Below are 15,011 nucleotides of genomic sequence, written 5' to 3'. Positions count from 1 at the left end.
CTGTTTTTTTCACGAGCCAAGAAATAGAAAAGCGAGTCAAGTCCATTGAAAAGTTGAACCTGCCAATCACACCACTTATAAATCAATTTCTAAGATAATTGGTGTATGGTCTTGGCGTGCGCCTGAGTCAATCATTTCTGATTTTGTTACTTTATCTGCGATGCGGTTTGAAGTGAGCCAGTAGTCAATGCGCCAGCCAGTGTTGTTAATTTTACTTGTCTTACTACGTTGTGCCCACCAGCTGTATACGTTTGGAACGTTACCGTGAAGGTGACGGAAAGTATCTATGAACCCTTTAGCCAGCAAGTTAGTAAAGCCAGCACGTTCTTCATCGGTAAATCCAGCAGAACGGCGGTTTGAATTGGGATTGGCGAGGTCGATTTCTTGGTGGGCAACGTTGTAATCACCAGTAGCTAGAACAGGTTTCTTTTGGTCAAGTTCAGCTAGGTATTGGGCGTATTTTTCATCCCAAAGTTGACGTTCGGCTAAGCGTTTAAGCCCTTCGCCAGCATTTGGTGTGTATACTTGAGTGACGTAAAAGTTATCGAATTCAAGTGTGATAATGCGTCCTTCACTATCCATGGTATCTGGAGCACCGATTTCTGGGAAAGAGATTTCTGGTGTTAACCCTTTTTTATAAAGGAACATTGTCCCAGCGTAGCCTTTTCTAGCTGGTTCAACAGAAGAACGCCACGAAATCTCATAATTTGGGAAGTAGTCATTCAAAATTTGAAGGTGCTTTTTGGTAGGCCCTTTTGCTGAGAGTTTTGTTTCTTGGATAGCGATGATATCAGCATCCTCAGCTACCAAAGTATCAATGACGGCGCGTGAAAGAACAGCTCTGGCTGAATCACTAGTTAAGGCAGCATTGATTGAGTCAATATTCCATGAAATGAGTTTCATATTCTTATCCCAAAGCCTTGGGTGAGCAAAGCTTTTTTCCTCTTTCTAAAGTTTAATCGTTAGTTTCTATTTTATCAAAAAATGAACTGGTATGCGATTTTAATGCTTTTTTCTTGTGACTGTTTTTTTAAAGGATTATAATCTATTTAGATAAATTTCTAAATAGTTTTTTAGAAAAGTAGGGGATTGTTATGGCATTTGCAGAGACATTCAAGGCACTTTCTCATCCCATTCGGCGAGAGATTTTGACCTTGTTAAAAGAAAATTCTTTGATAGCTGGTGAGATAGCTAGTCATTTCGATCTTTCTGGAGCAACTATTTCGCACCATCTGAGCATTTTGAAAAAAGCAGGTTTAGTAGTTGAAAGGCGTGAAAAGAATTTTATTTACTATGAGTTATGTACTTCTGTTTTGGAAGATATTATGACTTGGCTTGCGGATTTAAAGGAGAAATCAGAAGATGAAAATGAATAAAAAACAACCTATATTAACAAGTTTTGTGATTGTTTTGCCAGCTTTGCTTGGGGCATTTTTCTGGAACGCTTTGCCAGAGCAAGTACCAACTCATTTTGGAATTGATGGGCAAGCGGATGGCTACAGTAGTAAGCTCTTCGCCCTTGTTGCTTTCCCAATTTTATTTGTGATTTTTCAAATTATTGCTTTAGCCTCACTTGAAAAGGAGTCTGTAAAAGTAGCTGCTCCAGCTAAAATGAGAAAGCTCTATGCTTGGATTGTTCCAGCTTTTAGTTTCATTGTTCAAGAGTCAATTTATGCGAATGCTCTTGGCTGGGTGAAGAGTAGTCCGACTCTTGTGACAGCTTTTTTGGGGATTATTTTTATAATCCTCGGAAATTATTTGCCAAAAACACATCGCAATCATACCATCGGTATTCGCACTCCTTGGACGTTGTCTGATGACAAAAATTGGTATAAGACACACCGAATGGCAGGTAAACTTTGGGTGCTTGGTGGTTTGCTTATCTTGCTTGAGAGTTTTGTTCAAGTGGCTATGTCTTATGTGATGGGAGTAGTCATTGCTATTATGATTATTGCGCCGATGATTTACTCTTTTCTTCTTAGTCGAAAAGCCTAAAAACTGATTTGCCTATTTTTTTAGCTGTAAAATTGTTTAATTGTGTTATAATGATAGAACAAAATTAAAGGAGATATTGTGATGAAAAAGACGGTATCCTATTGGTTAATTGCTTTATGGTTTTTAGTAATGCTAATCAGCTATTGGATTTTTTTACCGCCCATTAATATTTTTAGCGTAGCATTTTGGCTTTTTGTTTTAGAGGGCTTGGCTTTGGCTTTTGGTGGTCTTGCTTTGTTGTCTCTCGGTGGCAAAGTCCAACAAGTGACTTTCCAAATGACAGGTAGTCGTGCTAGAAAAGTGGTTTCAGCACCAAGACCTACTTTTGGAAAAGCTTTGTCAGCTATCAGCTTTGCTATTGCGGCGATTTTACTTATTCTTGGTGCATCAACTTTTTTAAACTCTCGTTTGTTTAGAGCAAAAAGTTATGCTAATGTGATTAAGGTCAAAGATGCTGATTTTGCTTCTGACTTCCCAGAAACAGATATTTCTCACTTGGCTTTGCTTGACCGTTCATCAGCTAAGAAAATTGGTGACACTTACCTTGGAACGATTGATAAAGTTTCACAATTTGGCATTTCAGATGATTATCGTCAAGTGACCATTGGTGAGCAACCTTACCGAGTCTCACCTCTTGAATACAAATCTTTCTGGAAATGGTTCTCTAACCACAAAGACGGAATTGGTTACTATGTCAAAGTCAACCAAACAACTGGTAAAGCAGCGCTAGTTAAACTTGATAAAGGAATGAAATATTCTGATTCTGAATACTTCTTCAATGATACGCTCCGCTATTTACGCCTAAAATACCCAACAGTGATTTTTGGTGATCCATCGTTTGAAGTCGATGATAAAGGCAATCCTTACTACGTCGCAACAACTTATAAACCTAAGTTCATGTTGACATCTAACGACCCAACAGGAGCGATTTTGCTCAATGCAGTCACAGGTGAAACCAAACGTTATGATCTTAATGATGTTCCAAAATGGGTTGACCGCGTCTTTTCTGCTAATAATGTGATTAGCCGCGTTGATGATTATTACACTTATCAAAAAGGTTTTTGGAATACTGTCTTTAGCCAAACAGATGTGAAAAAGATAACCGATAGTTATAACTATATTTCAATTGGTTCTGATATTTACCTTTACACAGGTATCACATCGGCTACTGCAGATTCTTCAAACCTTGGCTTTATCTTGGTCAACATGCGTACTCGTGAAGTGACAAATTATAAGTTAGCTTCAGCAACAGAAACAGCAGCTCAAGAATCAGCCGAAGGAGAAGTGCAAGAAAAACATTATGAAGCAACAGCTCCAACCTTGGTAAAATTAGATGGCAAAGCTTATTATCTTGTATCTTTGAAAGATGCTGCTGGTTTGGTTAAATCTTACGCTATCGTTGATGCAGAAGATTACCAACAAGTGACCGTTGATAATGATATCGAGACTTTGATTACTAAATTCACAGATTCAGATACTTCAGCTTTGTCTGGTGTTGCTGACAATTCTGGCGAAGCCAAAAAAGTCAAAGTAATCACTGGAGTGGTGGATAAATTAGCCAGCCAAATGATTTCAGGCTCAACAGTTTACTACATCTCATCATCAGGAGAGATTTATAAAGTTAAAGCAACGACTGATACAACAGACAAACTTCCTTTCCTTGCTGTTGGGGATGAATTTAAAGGTGAACTTCAAGATGATAATTACTTGACTAAATTTGAAGTAACTAATCAAGAATAAACAGCGAAGAGTTTGGTATGAAAAATCCAAGCTCTTTTGAATACGATTTTTTCGTATGCTCCAGCATTTAGCCTATAATCAGCCATAAATTTGTGTTATAATTAGGTGTTATCAATAAAGGAGTTTCATTTGCTCCTATTTGAAAGGAAAGAAAATGACTAGTAAACAACCATTTTATATTACAACACCGATTTACTACCCATCTGGTAAGCTTCACATCGGTTCTGCTTACACAACAATTGCTTGTGACGTTTTAGCACGTTACAAACGTATGATGAACTATGATGTTTTCTATTTGACTGGTCTTGATGAACATGGTCAAAAAATTCAACAAAAAGCTGAAGAAGCTGGCATTACACCACAAGCATACGTTGACGGCATGGCTGCTGATGTTAAAAAACTTTGGAAAATGCTTGACATTTCATATGATAAATTTATCCGTACAACTGATGATTATCATGAAAAAGTTGTTGCTGAAGTTTTTGAAAAATTGTTGGCACAAGATGATATCTATCTAGGTGAATATTCTGGTTGGTACTCAGTCTCAGATGAAGAATTCTTTACAGAAAGCCAATTAGAAGAAGTCTTCCGTGATGAAAACGGAAAAGTCATCGGTGGTATCGCTCCTTCTGGACACGAAGTTGAATGGGTTTCTGAAGAATCTTACTTCCTACGCCTTGGAAAATACGCTGACCGCTTGGTTGAGTTCTTCCATGCACACCCAGACTTCATCCAGCCTGATGGTCGTATGAACGAAATCATTAAAAACTTCATCGAACCAGGTCTTGAAGATTTGGCTGTCAGCCGTACATCATTTACATGGGGTGTTAAAGTCCCTTCAAATCCTAAACACGTTGTTTACGTATGGATTGATGCCCTTCTTAACTATGCAACTGCACTTGGATATGGTCAAGAAGACCACGCAAACTTTGATAAATTCTGGAACGGAACAGTCTTCCACATGGTTGGTAAAGATATCCTTCGTTTCCACTCAATTTACTGGCCAATTATGTTGATGATGCTTGACATGAAATTGCCTGAACGCTTGATTGCCCACGGTTGGTTTGTCATGAAAGACGGTAAAATGTCTAAATCTAAAGGTAATGTGGTTTATCCAGAAATGCTTGTCGAACGTTTCGGTCTTGACCCACTTCGTTACTACCTCATGCGTTCACTTCCAGTAGGTTCAGACGGAACATTTACACCAGAAGATTACGTTGGACGTATTAACTATGAATTAGCCAACGACCTTGGTAACCTTCTTAACCGTACTGTTGCCATGATTAACAAATACTTCGGTGGCGAAGTGCCAGCTTATGTTGAAAACGTGACTGAATTTGATGCGGACTTGGCAGCACTTGTCGCTGAAAAAATCACTGAATACCACAAACAAATGAATGCTGTTGATTACCCACGCGCACTTGATGCTGTATGGAGTATCATCTCACGTACAAACAAATACATTGATGAAACAGCTCCTTGGGTACTTGCTAAAGATGAAGCTAAACGTGATGAATTAGCAGCAGTAATGGCTCACTTGGCAGCTAGTCTTCGTGTGGTTGCTCACCTTATCCAACCATTCATGATGACAACATCAAATGCTATCATGGAACAACTTGGTCTTGGAGCTAACTTTGACCTTGAAAATCTTGCTTTGTCAGGATTCCCAGAAGGTGTGAAAGTGGTTGCTAAAGGAACACCAATCTTCCCACGTCTTGATATGGAAGCTGAAATTGACTACATCAAAGCGAACATGGGTGCAGGTGCAGTAATTGCTGAAGAAAAAGAATGGGATCCAGCAGAAGTTGAACTTAAAAACGAAAAGAAAGCTATTAAATTTGACGACTTTGACAAAGTAGAAATCCGTGTCGCTGAAGTTAAAGAAGTTTCTAAAGTTGAAGGTTCAGAAAAACTTCTTAAATTCCGTCTTGATGCTGGTGATGGTGAAGACCGTCAAATCCTTTCAGGAATTGCAAAATTCTATCCAAACGAACAAGAACTTGTTGGTAAAAAATTACAAATCGTAGCTAACTTGAAACCACGTAAAATGATGGGACTTCTTAGCCAAGGTATGATTTTATCAGCTGAACATGACGGTAACTTGAGTGTTCTTACAGTTGACCCAAGTGTACCAAACGGTAGCCAAATCGGTTAATCATCAAAAATTAATAAATAGAATACTCAGCTTTTGTGTATCTTTAGCGCAAAAGCTGAGTATTTATATTGCTCTCAAATGTAAAGAAAATTGAAAAGATAGTGGAAATTCTGAAAATGATTTATTGATTTTCGGTTAAGATTCATTTGATATTTTTAGTAGCGAAAGAAACAGAATTTGTTAGAATCGAGAAACGTGTAAAATGACATTGAAAATCTTATCAAGAGAAGATTATGAAACATTAAATACGAGATTTAAAGAACGTTCTTTTATGCAAACTGTTGAAATGGCAGATTTACTCGAAAAACGTGGCTTTGACATTACATTTTTAGGATTGGAAACAGATGGAGCTATTCAGGTGGCTGGCGTGCTTTATAGTATGCTGATGACTGGTGGACTTCACATGGAAATCAATTCTGGACCAGCTTCGACAAGTACAGCTTACCTTTCAGAATTTTATAAGGAATTAAAAGCTTATGCTAAGGAAAATGGTGCCTTTGAACTGATTGTTAAGCCATATGACACCTACCAAAGTTTTGACAATCATGGTAATCCAAACGATGATGAAAAGCCCGAATTGATTAGCTGTTTGACTGATTTGGGATACAGTTATGACGGTCTTCAGACAGGCTATCCAGGAGGTGAGCCTGACTGGCATTACGTGAAGGATTTGTCAGGATTAACACCTGAAACGCTTCGTAAATCATTTAGTAAAAAAGGTCGCTCACTTGTTAACAAGACAAATTCATTTGGAATTAAAGTGCGCAAATTAACCCGTGATGAACTTCACATCTTTAAAGAAATCACAGCATCAACATCTGAACGCCGTGAATATACAGATAAACCGTTAGATTATTATGAAGCTTTTTATGATAGTTTTGGTGATAAGTGTGAGTTCGTGATTGCGACAATTAATTTTCAAGATTATCTCAAAAATATGCAGGCTGGTCATGATAAAATTGCAGCTGACTTGGCGGTTTTGAATCAAAAGATTGCTGAAGGGGTTAACTCAGCCAAGGTTAATAAACAAAAAGCACAGCTTGATAAGCAAATTTCAACTTTTGATGTTCGCCTTAAAGAAGCTAAAGAATTGATTCAAAAACATGGTTCAGAGGATGTGGTTTTGGCAGGAAGTCTTTTCGTTTATACACCACAAGAAGCTGTTTATCTTTTCAGTGGTTCATATACCGAATTTAATAAATTTTATGCGCCTGTTGCCCTTCAAGAGCATGTGATGATGGAAGCACTGAAACGTGGCATTAATTTCTATACTTTCCTTGGTATTCAAGGAATTTTCGATGGCAGCGATGGTGTTCTTCGTTTCAAACAAAACTTCAATGGTTACATTGTCCGCAAAATGGGAACTTTCCGCTATTATCCACGACCAATGCTGCATAAAATCATTGCAATTGCTAAGAAAATCTTAAGACGATAACCAAAACGAGCCTAGGCGCTCGTTTTTTGGTATACTAGTGGTATTAACAATCAAGGAGAGAGAAATGACTTTTGAAGAAATTTTGCCAGGTTTAAAGGCTAAAAAAAAATATGTACGCACTGGTTGGGGCGGAGCAGAAAACTACGTTCAGTTATTTGATAGCATCGAGCAAAATGGCGTAGCACTTCCAGTGACACCTTACTTCCTCATTAATGTGTCAGGCGAGGGCGAAGGTTTTTCAATGTGGTCACCAACACCATGTGATGTCCTAGCTACTGATTGGGTTGAAGTTCATGACTAAAGTACTTATCACAGGTGTCAGCTCAGGAATTGGGCTTGCGCAAGCGCGACTTTTTTTGGAAAATGGCTGTGCGGTATACGGCGTTGATAAATCACAAGCGCCTGAGATTCAAAATGAAAACTTTCATTTCCTACAGTTAGATTTGACGACGAATTTAGCTGCGCTCTACGACTTTGTTCAGGACGTGGACATCTTGTGTAACACCGCTGGAATTCTCGACGCTTATAAGCCATTGCTTGAGGTGTCAGATGATGAACTCGAGCGTGTGTTTCAGACCAATTTTTTTGCGACAGTCAAAATCACTCGCTATTATTTAGCCAAAATGGTTGAAAGACAATCAGGTATTATCATTAACATGTGCTCGATTGCTTCATTTATTGCAGGTGGGGGTGGAGCGGCATACACAGCTAGCAAGCATGCCCTTGCAGGTTTCACGCGCCAGCTTGCACTTGACTATGCTAAAGACAAGATTCAAGTCTTTGGTATCGCACCAGGTGCGGTCAAAACAGCCATGACAGCTAGCGATTTTGAACCAGGAGGCTTGGCTGACTGGGTCGCCCAAGAAACACCAATTGGACGTTGGAGTAATCCTGAAGAAATCGCTGATTTAACAGAATTTTTAGCATCAGGCAAAGCAAGCTCCATGCAAGGCGAAATCATCAAAATCGACGGCGGCTGGAGTTTGAAATAATAGAGATAAGGAGACTTCAGAAATGAAGAGGAGAAAACCATAGGCTACTCACTGTCGAACTCGTAATTGAAGTAAGACAGAAAAGAACAGGAGAAAGCCTATGAACGCACAAGAACTTTGGAACAAATACAAAAAAATAAATCCTTCAATCGGAGATGATATTGATGCTTGGCAATTTGGAGTAGAAGCGGATTTGTTAGCGCAACTAGTCCTTGAAGGAACAAAAACAGCGACAGCGTCGGCTTATGATTTATATGCTGTTGATAATGACCCGCTACCTGAGGTTGGGTCTTATGATGTGGTTCTCGACAGTCAAGACCAAGCAGTTTGTATCATTCAAATCAAGAAAGTTTCTGTTGTGCCATTTAATCAGGTGTCAGCAGAGCACGCTTTCAAAGAAAGCGAAGGTGATAGGACATTAGCTTATTGGCGTGATGTCCACGAGAACTTTTTCAAACCTTATTACAATGAATACGGTCTGACATTTAACGGTGATAGTCAAATTGTTCTTGAAGAATTTGAAGTGGTCTATCCCACACTTTAGTATGACAATTACTTGTTATAGTATCAGTTTGAAAAACGAATATGTGCTAAACTGTGCTTAGACATTAATTAGGAGGAAATCCATGAAATTAGCTATTTTAGGAACAGGAAAAATCGTTGAAGAGGTTTTACCAGTTTTACAAGAAATTAATGGAATCGAATTATCAGCGATTTTATCAACACCGCGCAGCATTGAAAAGGCTGAAAAGCTAGCTGAGCTTTATGCGATTAGTCAAGCTAGCAGCGACTACGATAACATTTTGGCAAATCCAGAAGTGGATACGGTCTATGTCGCCCTTCCTAATCACCTGCATTATGACTACGCAAAGAAAGCTTTGTTGTCTGGCAAACACGTCATTTGTGAAAAGCCATTTACGCTGACTTTGGCAGAATTTGAGGACTTGGCAAAAATTGCAGAGCAAAAAAATCGTATCTTGCTTGAAGCTATCACTAATCAATATCTTGGCAATTTTGCTTCTATCAAAGCTAACCTATCAAAACTTGGGGACATTAAGATTGTCGAGTGCAATTATTCTCAATATTCATCACGTTATGACGCCTTTAAACGTGGTGAAATTGCACCAGCTTTTGACCCAGCAAAAGGTGGTGGAGCTCTTCGTGACTTAAATATTTACAATATTCATTTGGTTGTTGGTTTGTTTGGTAAGCCTGAACGAGTGCAATATTTGGCAAATATGGAACGTGATGTGGACACTTCAGGAATCTTGATGATGGATTATGGACATTTCAAGGCTGCTTGTATTGGTGCTAAAGATTGTAGTGCTGACATCAAATCAACTATTCAAGGAAATAAAGGCTCTATTGCTGTACTTGGACCAACTAATAGTATGCCAGAATTGTCCCTAGCTCTAAACGGTCAAAGTATGACAATGATTAACGAAAATTCACTTAATCACCGCATGCAGGATGAATTTGTGGCTTTCCAAGCTATCATAGAGCACCAAGATATGACAGCTATGAAACTGGCGCTTGAGCACAGCCGTTTGGTGATGGAAGTTTTAGAAGCAGCTGTTAACAGCCTCTAACGGATAAAAATGAGCCCAATGCTTATAAATGTGATATAATGGAGTAGCTTGTGTAAGTTAATGTAAGGAATTTTCCTTTCATAACTTGCAAATCTACTCTATTTTTTTAAGGAATTATAGTCATGTCAAATTACGCAATTATTTTAGCAGCTGGTAAAGGAACACGTATGAAATCTGATCTTCCTAAGGTCCTTCATAAAGTTTCTGGCATTACCATGTTAGAACACGTTTTCCGTGCCGTATCAGCTTTGAATCCAGAAAAAAATGTGACTGTTATTGGTCATAAAGCCGAAATGGTTCGTGAAGTTTTAGCTGGCAAATCAGAATTTGTCATGCAAACTGAACAACTTGGAACTGGTCATGCTGTCATGATGGCAGAAGATGAGTTGGCTGGTCTTGAAGGACAAACACTTGTTATTGCAGGTGACACACCACTTATCACTGGTGAAAGCTTGAAAGAATTGATTGAGTTTCACGTTAGCCACAAAAACGTTGCAACTATTTTAACAGCGACTGCTGAAAATCCATTCGGTTATGGACGTATCATCCGTAATGAAAATGGTGAAGTGCTTAAAATCGTTGAACAAAAAGACGCTTCTGAGTTTGAACGCCAGGTTAAAGAAATCAATACAGGAACTTACGTTTTTGATAACAAACGTTTGTTTGAAGCTCTTAAAAACATCAACACAAACAACGCTCAAGGTGAGTACTACTTGACAGATGTTATCTCAATTTTCCGTAACGCTGGTAAAAAAGTTGGTGCTTATGTTCTTCATGATTTTGATGAAAGCCTTGGCGTTAATGACCGCGTGGCACTTTCTACTGCAGAAGACATCATGCGTTGTCGCATTAATAAAAAACACATGGTTAACGGTGTTACTTTCCAAAATCCAGCAGCAACTTACATCGATGTTGACGTTGAAGTTGCTCCTGATGTGATGATTGAAGCCAATGTTACCCTTAAAGGAAATACAAAAGTTGGTGCAGGTTCTGTTTTGACAAATGGAACATACCTTGTTGATTCAACAATCGGTGAAAATGTGGTTATCACAAACTCTATGATTGAAAAATCTGTCGTTAAAGATAGTGTTACCATTGGTCCATTTGCTCACGTGCGTCCTGATTCAACACTTGAAGAAATGGTTCACGTTGGTAACTTCGTTGAAGTGAAATCATCAACTGTTGGTAAGGGTACAAAAGCAGGTCACTTGACTTACATTGGAAATACAACGACTGGACACGATGTTAACTTCGGAGCTGGTACAATTATTGCTAACTACGATGGACAACATAAATTTAACACAATTATCGGAAACAATGTCTTTGTTGGAAGTAACTCAACAATTATTTCTCCAGTGACATTGGGTGATAATGCCCTCACAGCAGCTGGCTCAACAATTTATCAAGATGTTGAAAAAGATGCGCTTGCTATTGGACGTGGACGTCAAGTTAACAAAGCAGGCTATGCTTTAAACAAACCACACCATCCAAACAACAAGAAAAAATAATCATAAAGTCTGGGACGAAAGTTCCAGATTTTTTAGAAAAATTTAGTGTGTTCCAAGGCTATTTCAAAGGCTTAATCTCATTGGAATGGCATTTCTCATTATTTTGTAGTAAAATCTATAGTGAACAATTTTTAGGGAGATTGCTTAGTATGGATTTTGAAGAAAAGACGCTCAAGCGAACAGAGATTTTTGATGGGCATGTGATTAAAGTTGTTGTCGATGATGTTGAATTACCAAATAATCTAGGACAAGCCAAACGTGAATTGATTTTTCACCGTGGAGCTGTAGCTATTTTAGCTGTAACAGATGACAATAAAATTATTTTAGTCAAACAATATCGTAAGGCTATTGAAAAAGTTTCTTATGAAATCCCTGCTGGTAAGCTCGAAATTGGTGAAAACAGCTCTGAGAAAGATGCCGCTGCGCGTGAATTAGAAGAGGAAACAGGATATTCTGGCGATTTAAAACAAATTCATGAGTTTTACACTGCCATTGGTTTTTGCAATGAAAAAATTAAGCTTTACCAAGCAACTCATTTGCAAAAAGTACCAAATCCACGACCACAAGATGATGATGAAGTTTTAGAAATTCTTGAATTAAGCTATCAAGAATGCATGGATTTGGTCAAATCTGGAGCAATCGAAGATGCTAAAACAATCATAGCCCTTCAATATTATGCTCTGCATTTTGGAGGATAAAAAATGGGTAGATCACTTTTAACAGACGAGATAATCGAACGTGCTAACCGTGGTGAAATCTTTTATGACGATAATTATTTAGAAGATGAAGAAACGAAGGTTATCCGAACTGACCAATATGATACCTTGACTAGTTACGATCCTTATGAGGAATATGAAGACTCTCGAGGTGTTTTGGACAAATGGAAAGAACGCAAAAAAGACGATCAGCATGTTTACAAAAGTCGTCGAATTGAAAATGCGAAACGCAGTAAATTTCAGCGAAAACTTAACTTGATTATGTTTGTAGTTGTTATTTTATTGATTGCACTCTTTTTCGCAGTATTTAATCTATAAAAATTAGAAGGAGAAGCAAGGGGGATAACTCTGGAAATAACAATTGGTATTGCTCTTGTATTTTTGAGATGAAAATTGGAATTATTGCCGCAATGGAAGAAGAACTAAAACTTCTTGTTGAAAATCTTGATAACAAAACAGAACACGATGTTTTAGGAAACACTTACTACGAAGGTAAGCTAGGCAACCATCAAGTTGTTCTTGTTCAATCAGGTATTGGTAAAGTGATGTCAGCTATGTCAGTTGCTATTCTTTCTGATCATTTTGGTGTTGATGTTGTGATTAATACAGGTTCAGCAGGTGCAGTAGCTCCTGGTTTGAAGATTGGTGACGTTGTTGTTGCAGACAAATTAGTCTACCACGACGTTGATGTGACAGCTTTTGGTTATGATTACGGTCAAATGGCTGCGCAACCACTTTATTTTGAATCAGACCAAAACTTTGTTAAAACATTTGAACAAGTGTTAACGGAAGCTAACATCGATAGCAAAATTGGCTTGATTGCGACTGGTGATTCATTTATTGCTGGGCAAGATAAAATCGATGCGATTAAAGCACGCTTCCCAGAAGTTCAAGCTGTTGAAATGGAAGGAGCTGCGATTGCGCAAGCTGCTCACAATTTGCACAAACCATTCATCGTTGTTCGTGCTATGTCAGATACAGCTGCGCATGATGCCAACATTACATTTGATGAATTCATCTTGGAAGCTGGTAAACAATCAGCAAAAATTTTGATGACATTCCTTGAAAAATTAGCTTAAGTCAAAAAAGCCTGAGGCAAGTGCCTCGGGCTTTTAATATGGAATCTTAGTCAATCTTTTGCACATAAATTTGTTCAGCGATTCGTTCAGGAATGACGAGCTGTCGTGATTGATAGGCAAGAGTATGTGTTTTAGCGAAGTCCTCGACTTTAACCAAGTCAACGGTATCGTTAATTGCTAAGCCGTGCTCTTCAAGGTAGTTTAACAAACGAGCTTCGTCGTGCGTACGACATATTTGGTAAGTGCCTAATTCCTCAATTTGACTGAGCGTCTGGTTGTGAACTTCAATCAAGAGCTCGCCTTTTTTAGGAATTGTTCCACCATGAGGGCAAAATTCAGGATAATTGAGTTTTTCTTCTAGACGGTCGATGAAGATTGTTGAGACCGTGTGTTCAAGGACTTCAGCTTCTTGGTGGATTTCATCGGCATTGTAATGAAGTTGATTAGCCAAAAAGACTTCGATGAGGCGGTGTTTACGATAGAGTTGTGAGACTAATAATAAGCCTTTTTTGGTCAGGTAGTAGCCAACCTTTTTATCTTTAACGATGAGCCCTTCAGCAATCATTTTTTTGACCATTTCAGTTACAGCTGGTGCTGAAACTTGCATTAAGGCAGCAATTCGTTTATTGGTTATCTTAGTTTTAGTTTCTCCTAGTTCATGGATACATTTTAGATAATCTTCTTTATTTGGTGTCATCTTATCTCGCTTTCTGTTCTTCTATTATAGCAAAAATCTTGTAACCGTGAGGTGGAAAGATTGTCATTATAGGATTATTTTAGGAAAACAAGCAAAAAATCAAGGCAGGAAGTCCTAACTTGATTTTTTAGGGATTATTTAAATTTGTAATCTTTGATAATGTCAATCTTAGTAATGGTGATATCGCTAGTTGGTTTGTCGTTGCTATCAGTATCTACTTTAGAGATAGCATCAACAATATCCATACCATCGATAACTTGTCCAAATACAGTATAGTTTTTATCTAAGCTTGGGTTACCACCTTCAGTATAAGCATCAATGATTGCTTTTGGATAGCTGTCGCTTGAGAGCTGACTAGATTGGTCAGCTGGATTTTGGTTGATGAAAAATTGGCTACCATTGGTATTAGCACCAGCGTTTGCCATAGCAAGAGCTCCTCGGATGTTATAGAGGTAAGGTGAGATTTCGTTAGCAAAACCATTACCAGAATCGATTTTCTTGTCTTTGCCTTTCCAGATAGATTCTCCTCCTGTGCCGTTTCCTTTAGGGTCACCAGACTGAATCATAAAATCAGAAATTACGCGGTGAAATAGAAGACCGTCGTAGTAGCCTTTCTTAGCATGAGTTAGGAAATTTTCCACGGTAAGTGGTGCATATTTTGGAAAGAGTTTAATGGTAATGTCACCTTTAGAGGTATGCATGATGACTTCAGCTTCATTTTGAGCAACCTCTGTTGATAATTGAGGAAAAGCAGATGCATCTGCTTGAAGAGCTTTTTTAACTTCTTTTTGGTATGCTTTTGATGATGATGCGCTGGCACTGTCTTGCGCGGCAGAAGAACTTGCTGCTGTCTTAGCATCGACATAATCATTTCCACGAATGGCTCGGGTCATGTTTTCACAACCAGATAAAGTAGCCAAGCAGACGACAGTTAGACCAAGTGACAATAGTTTTTTCATGATACCTCCTCATTAACAAATAGTTGTCATATCAGTAAATCCTTATGGTGACAAAGTGTCAATAAATTTATTGAAGTTATTTAGCTACTTCATTTTATCATAAATCTATGCTAATAACCTAAAAGCTTAAAAAATGCTATAATAAG

The 15,011-nt window shown here is 38.3% G+C and carries 16 protein-coding genes; 13 read left to right on the top strand and 3 right to left on the bottom strand.

Going from position 1 to position 15,011, the window contains the following annotated elements:
- Positions 1-75 precede the first annotated feature (75 nt).
- Positions 76-903 (bottom strand): exodeoxyribonuclease III, encoded by an 828-nt coding sequence (locus tag DQN23_RS06770; RefSeq protein WP_058832776.1) that lies wholly within the window; start codon positions 901-903, stop codon positions 76-78.
- Between the two features lie 191 nt (positions 904-1,094).
- Between DQN23_RS06770 and DQN23_RS06765 the strand changes: the two genes are divergently transcribed.
- From DQN23_RS06765 to DQN23_RS06705, 13 genes are all read left to right on the top strand, one after another.
- Entirely contained in the window at positions 1,095-1,376 is a 282-nt protein-coding gene (locus DQN23_RS06765) for an autorepressor SdpR family transcription factor (RefSeq protein ID WP_020917281.1), read from the top strand.
- The gene (locus DQN23_RS06760; protein ID WP_111712956.1) at positions 1,363-1,995 is read left to right on the top strand and encodes an SdpI family protein; all 633 of its coding nucleotides are present in this window, start codon (positions 1,363-1,365) and stop codon (positions 1,993-1,995) included. The genes DQN23_RS06765 and DQN23_RS06760 overlap by 14 nt, the downstream gene beginning before the upstream one ends.
- A gap of 81 nt (positions 1,996-2,076) precedes the next feature.
- Positions 2,077-3,735 (top strand): hypothetical protein, encoded by a 1,659-nt coding sequence (locus DQN23_RS06755; RefSeq protein WP_111712955.1) that lies wholly within the window; start codon positions 2,077-2,079, stop codon positions 3,733-3,735.
- 154 nt (positions 3,736-3,889) lie between these two features.
- Positions 3,890-5,890 carry a methionine--tRNA ligase gene (gene metG, locus DQN23_RS06750; RefSeq protein WP_043895094.1) on the top strand — a complete coding sequence of 667 codons (2,001 nt, stop codon included), beginning with the start codon at positions 3,890-3,892 and terminating at the stop codon, positions 5,888-5,890.
- Positions 5,891-6,092: 202 nt separating this feature from the next.
- Positions 6,093-7,325, top strand: coding sequence for an aminoacyltransferase (locus tag DQN23_RS06745; RefSeq protein ID WP_111712954.1), 1,233 nt, complete (start codon positions 6,093-6,095; stop codon positions 7,323-7,325).
- Between the two features lie 64 nt (positions 7,326-7,389).
- Positions 7,390-7,626, top strand: coding sequence for a DUF2829 domain-containing protein (locus DQN23_RS06740; RefSeq protein ID WP_004232906.1), 237 nt, complete (start codon positions 7,390-7,392; stop codon positions 7,624-7,626).
- On the top strand, positions 7,619-8,317 hold the full coding sequence (locus tag DQN23_RS06735; RefSeq protein ID WP_043895093.1) for a 3-oxoacyl-ACP reductase: 699 nt from the start codon (positions 7,619-7,621) through the stop codon (positions 8,315-8,317). Before DQN23_RS06740 ends, DQN23_RS06735 begins: the two co-directional genes overlap by 8 nt.
- A 100-nt stretch (positions 8,318-8,417) precedes the next feature.
- On the top strand, positions 8,418-8,861 hold the full coding sequence (locus DQN23_RS06730) for an ASCH domain-containing protein (protein WP_111712953.1): 444 nt from the start codon (positions 8,418-8,420) through the stop codon (positions 8,859-8,861).
- An 82-nt stretch (positions 8,862-8,943) separates the two neighbouring features.
- Positions 8,944-9,906: a Gfo/Idh/MocA family protein gene (locus DQN23_RS06725; RefSeq protein ID WP_020917273.1), complete on the top strand. Its 963-nt coding sequence runs from the start codon at positions 8,944-8,946 to the stop codon at positions 9,904-9,906.
- A 122-nt stretch (positions 9,907-10,028) separates the two neighbouring features.
- A complete protein-coding gene (gene glmU / locus DQN23_RS06720) occupies positions 10,029-11,414 on the top strand; it encodes a bifunctional UDP-N-acetylglucosamine diphosphorylase/glucosamine-1-phosphate N-acetyltransferase GlmU (protein WP_111712952.1) in 1,386 nt (461 codons plus the stop codon).
- Between the two features lie 149 nt (positions 11,415-11,563).
- Positions 11,564-12,112, top strand: a complete 549-nt coding sequence (locus tag DQN23_RS06715) for an NUDIX hydrolase (protein WP_020917271.1) — start codon at positions 11,564-11,566, stop codon at positions 12,110-12,112.
- A gap of 3 nt (positions 12,113-12,115) precedes the next feature.
- Complete coding sequence (gene macP, locus DQN23_RS06710; protein WP_020917270.1) at positions 12,116-12,448, top strand: cell wall synthase accessory phosphoprotein MacP; 333 nt, start codon at positions 12,116-12,118, stop codon at positions 12,446-12,448.
- Positions 12,449-12,516: 68 nt separating this feature from the next.
- On the top strand, positions 12,517-13,209 hold the full coding sequence (locus DQN23_RS06705; RefSeq protein ID WP_020917269.1) for a 5'-methylthioadenosine/adenosylhomocysteine nucleosidase: 693 nt from the start codon (positions 12,517-12,519) through the stop codon (positions 13,207-13,209).
- Between the two features lie 46 nt (positions 13,210-13,255).
- On the opposite strand, the gene DQN23_RS06700 is transcribed toward DQN23_RS06705, so the two are convergent.
- Positions 13,256-13,906, bottom strand: coding sequence for a metal-dependent transcriptional regulator (locus DQN23_RS06700; protein WP_020917268.1), 651 nt, complete (start codon positions 13,904-13,906; stop codon positions 13,256-13,258).
- 134 nt (positions 13,907-14,040) lie between these two features.
- On the bottom strand, positions 14,041-14,865 hold the full coding sequence (locus tag DQN23_RS06695; protein ID WP_111712951.1) for a peptidylprolyl isomerase: 825 nt from the start codon (positions 14,863-14,865) through the stop codon (positions 14,041-14,043).
- Positions 14,866-15,011: the final 146 nt, after the last annotated feature.

Source organism: Streptococcus lutetiensis (assembly GCF_900475675.1).
Lineage (GTDB): Bacteria > Bacillota > Bacilli > Lactobacillales > Streptococcaceae > Streptococcus > Streptococcus lutetiensis.
Note: the sequence above shows the minus strand (reverse complement) of the source record. Positions and strands in the feature narration are given on the sequence as shown.

Excerpts from the sequence above, each read along its gene's own strand:
- DQN23_RS06695 (WP_111712951.1), bottom strand. The coding sequence starts at position 14,865 with ATGAAAAAACTATTGTCACTTGGTCTAACTGTCGTCTGCTTGGCTACT.
- DQN23_RS06700 (WP_020917268.1), bottom strand. The coding sequence starts at position 13,906 with ATGACACCAAATAAAGAAGATTATCTAAAATGTATCCATGAACTAGGA.
- DQN23_RS06715 (WP_020917271.1), top strand. The coding sequence starts at position 11,564 with ATGGATTTTGAAGAAAAGACGCTCAAGCGAACAGAGATTTTTGATGGG.
- DQN23_RS06760 (WP_111712956.1), top strand. The coding sequence starts at position 1,363 with ATGAAAATGAATAAAAAACAACCTATATTAACAAGTTTTGTGATTGTT.
- metG (WP_043895094.1), top strand. The coding sequence starts at position 3,890 with ATGACTAGTAAACAACCATTTTATATTACAACACCGATTTACTACCCA.
- DQN23_RS06725 (WP_020917273.1), top strand. The coding sequence starts at position 8,944 with ATGAAATTAGCTATTTTAGGAACAGGAAAAATCGTTGAAGAGGTTTTA.
- DQN23_RS06755 (WP_111712955.1), top strand. The coding sequence starts at position 2,077 with ATGAAAAAGACGGTATCCTATTGGTTAATTGCTTTATGGTTTTTAGTA.
- DQN23_RS06730 (WP_111712953.1), top strand. The coding sequence starts at position 8,418 with ATGAACGCACAAGAACTTTGGAACAAATACAAAAAAATAAATCCTTCA.
- DQN23_RS06735 (WP_043895093.1), top strand. The coding sequence starts at position 7,619 with ATGACTAAAGTACTTATCACAGGTGTCAGCTCAGGAATTGGGCTTGCG.
- DQN23_RS06740 (WP_004232906.1), top strand. The coding sequence starts at position 7,390 with ATGACTTTTGAAGAAATTTTGCCAGGTTTAAAGGCTAAAAAAAAATAT.
- macP (WP_020917270.1), top strand. The coding sequence starts at position 12,116 with ATGGGTAGATCACTTTTAACAGACGAGATAATCGAACGTGCTAACCGT.
- DQN23_RS06745 (WP_111712954.1), top strand. The coding sequence starts at position 6,093 with ATGACATTGAAAATCTTATCAAGAGAAGATTATGAAACATTAAATACG.
- DQN23_RS06765 (WP_020917281.1), top strand. The coding sequence starts at position 1,095 with ATGGCATTTGCAGAGACATTCAAGGCACTTTCTCATCCCATTCGGCGA.
- DQN23_RS06705 (WP_020917269.1), top strand. The coding sequence starts at position 12,517 with ATGAAAATTGGAATTATTGCCGCAATGGAAGAAGAACTAAAACTTCTT.
- glmU (WP_111712952.1), top strand. The coding sequence starts at position 10,029 with ATGTCAAATTACGCAATTATTTTAGCAGCTGGTAAAGGAACACGTATG.
- DQN23_RS06770 (WP_058832776.1), bottom strand. The coding sequence starts at position 903 with ATGAAACTCATTTCATGGAATATTGACTCAATCAATGCTGCCTTAACT.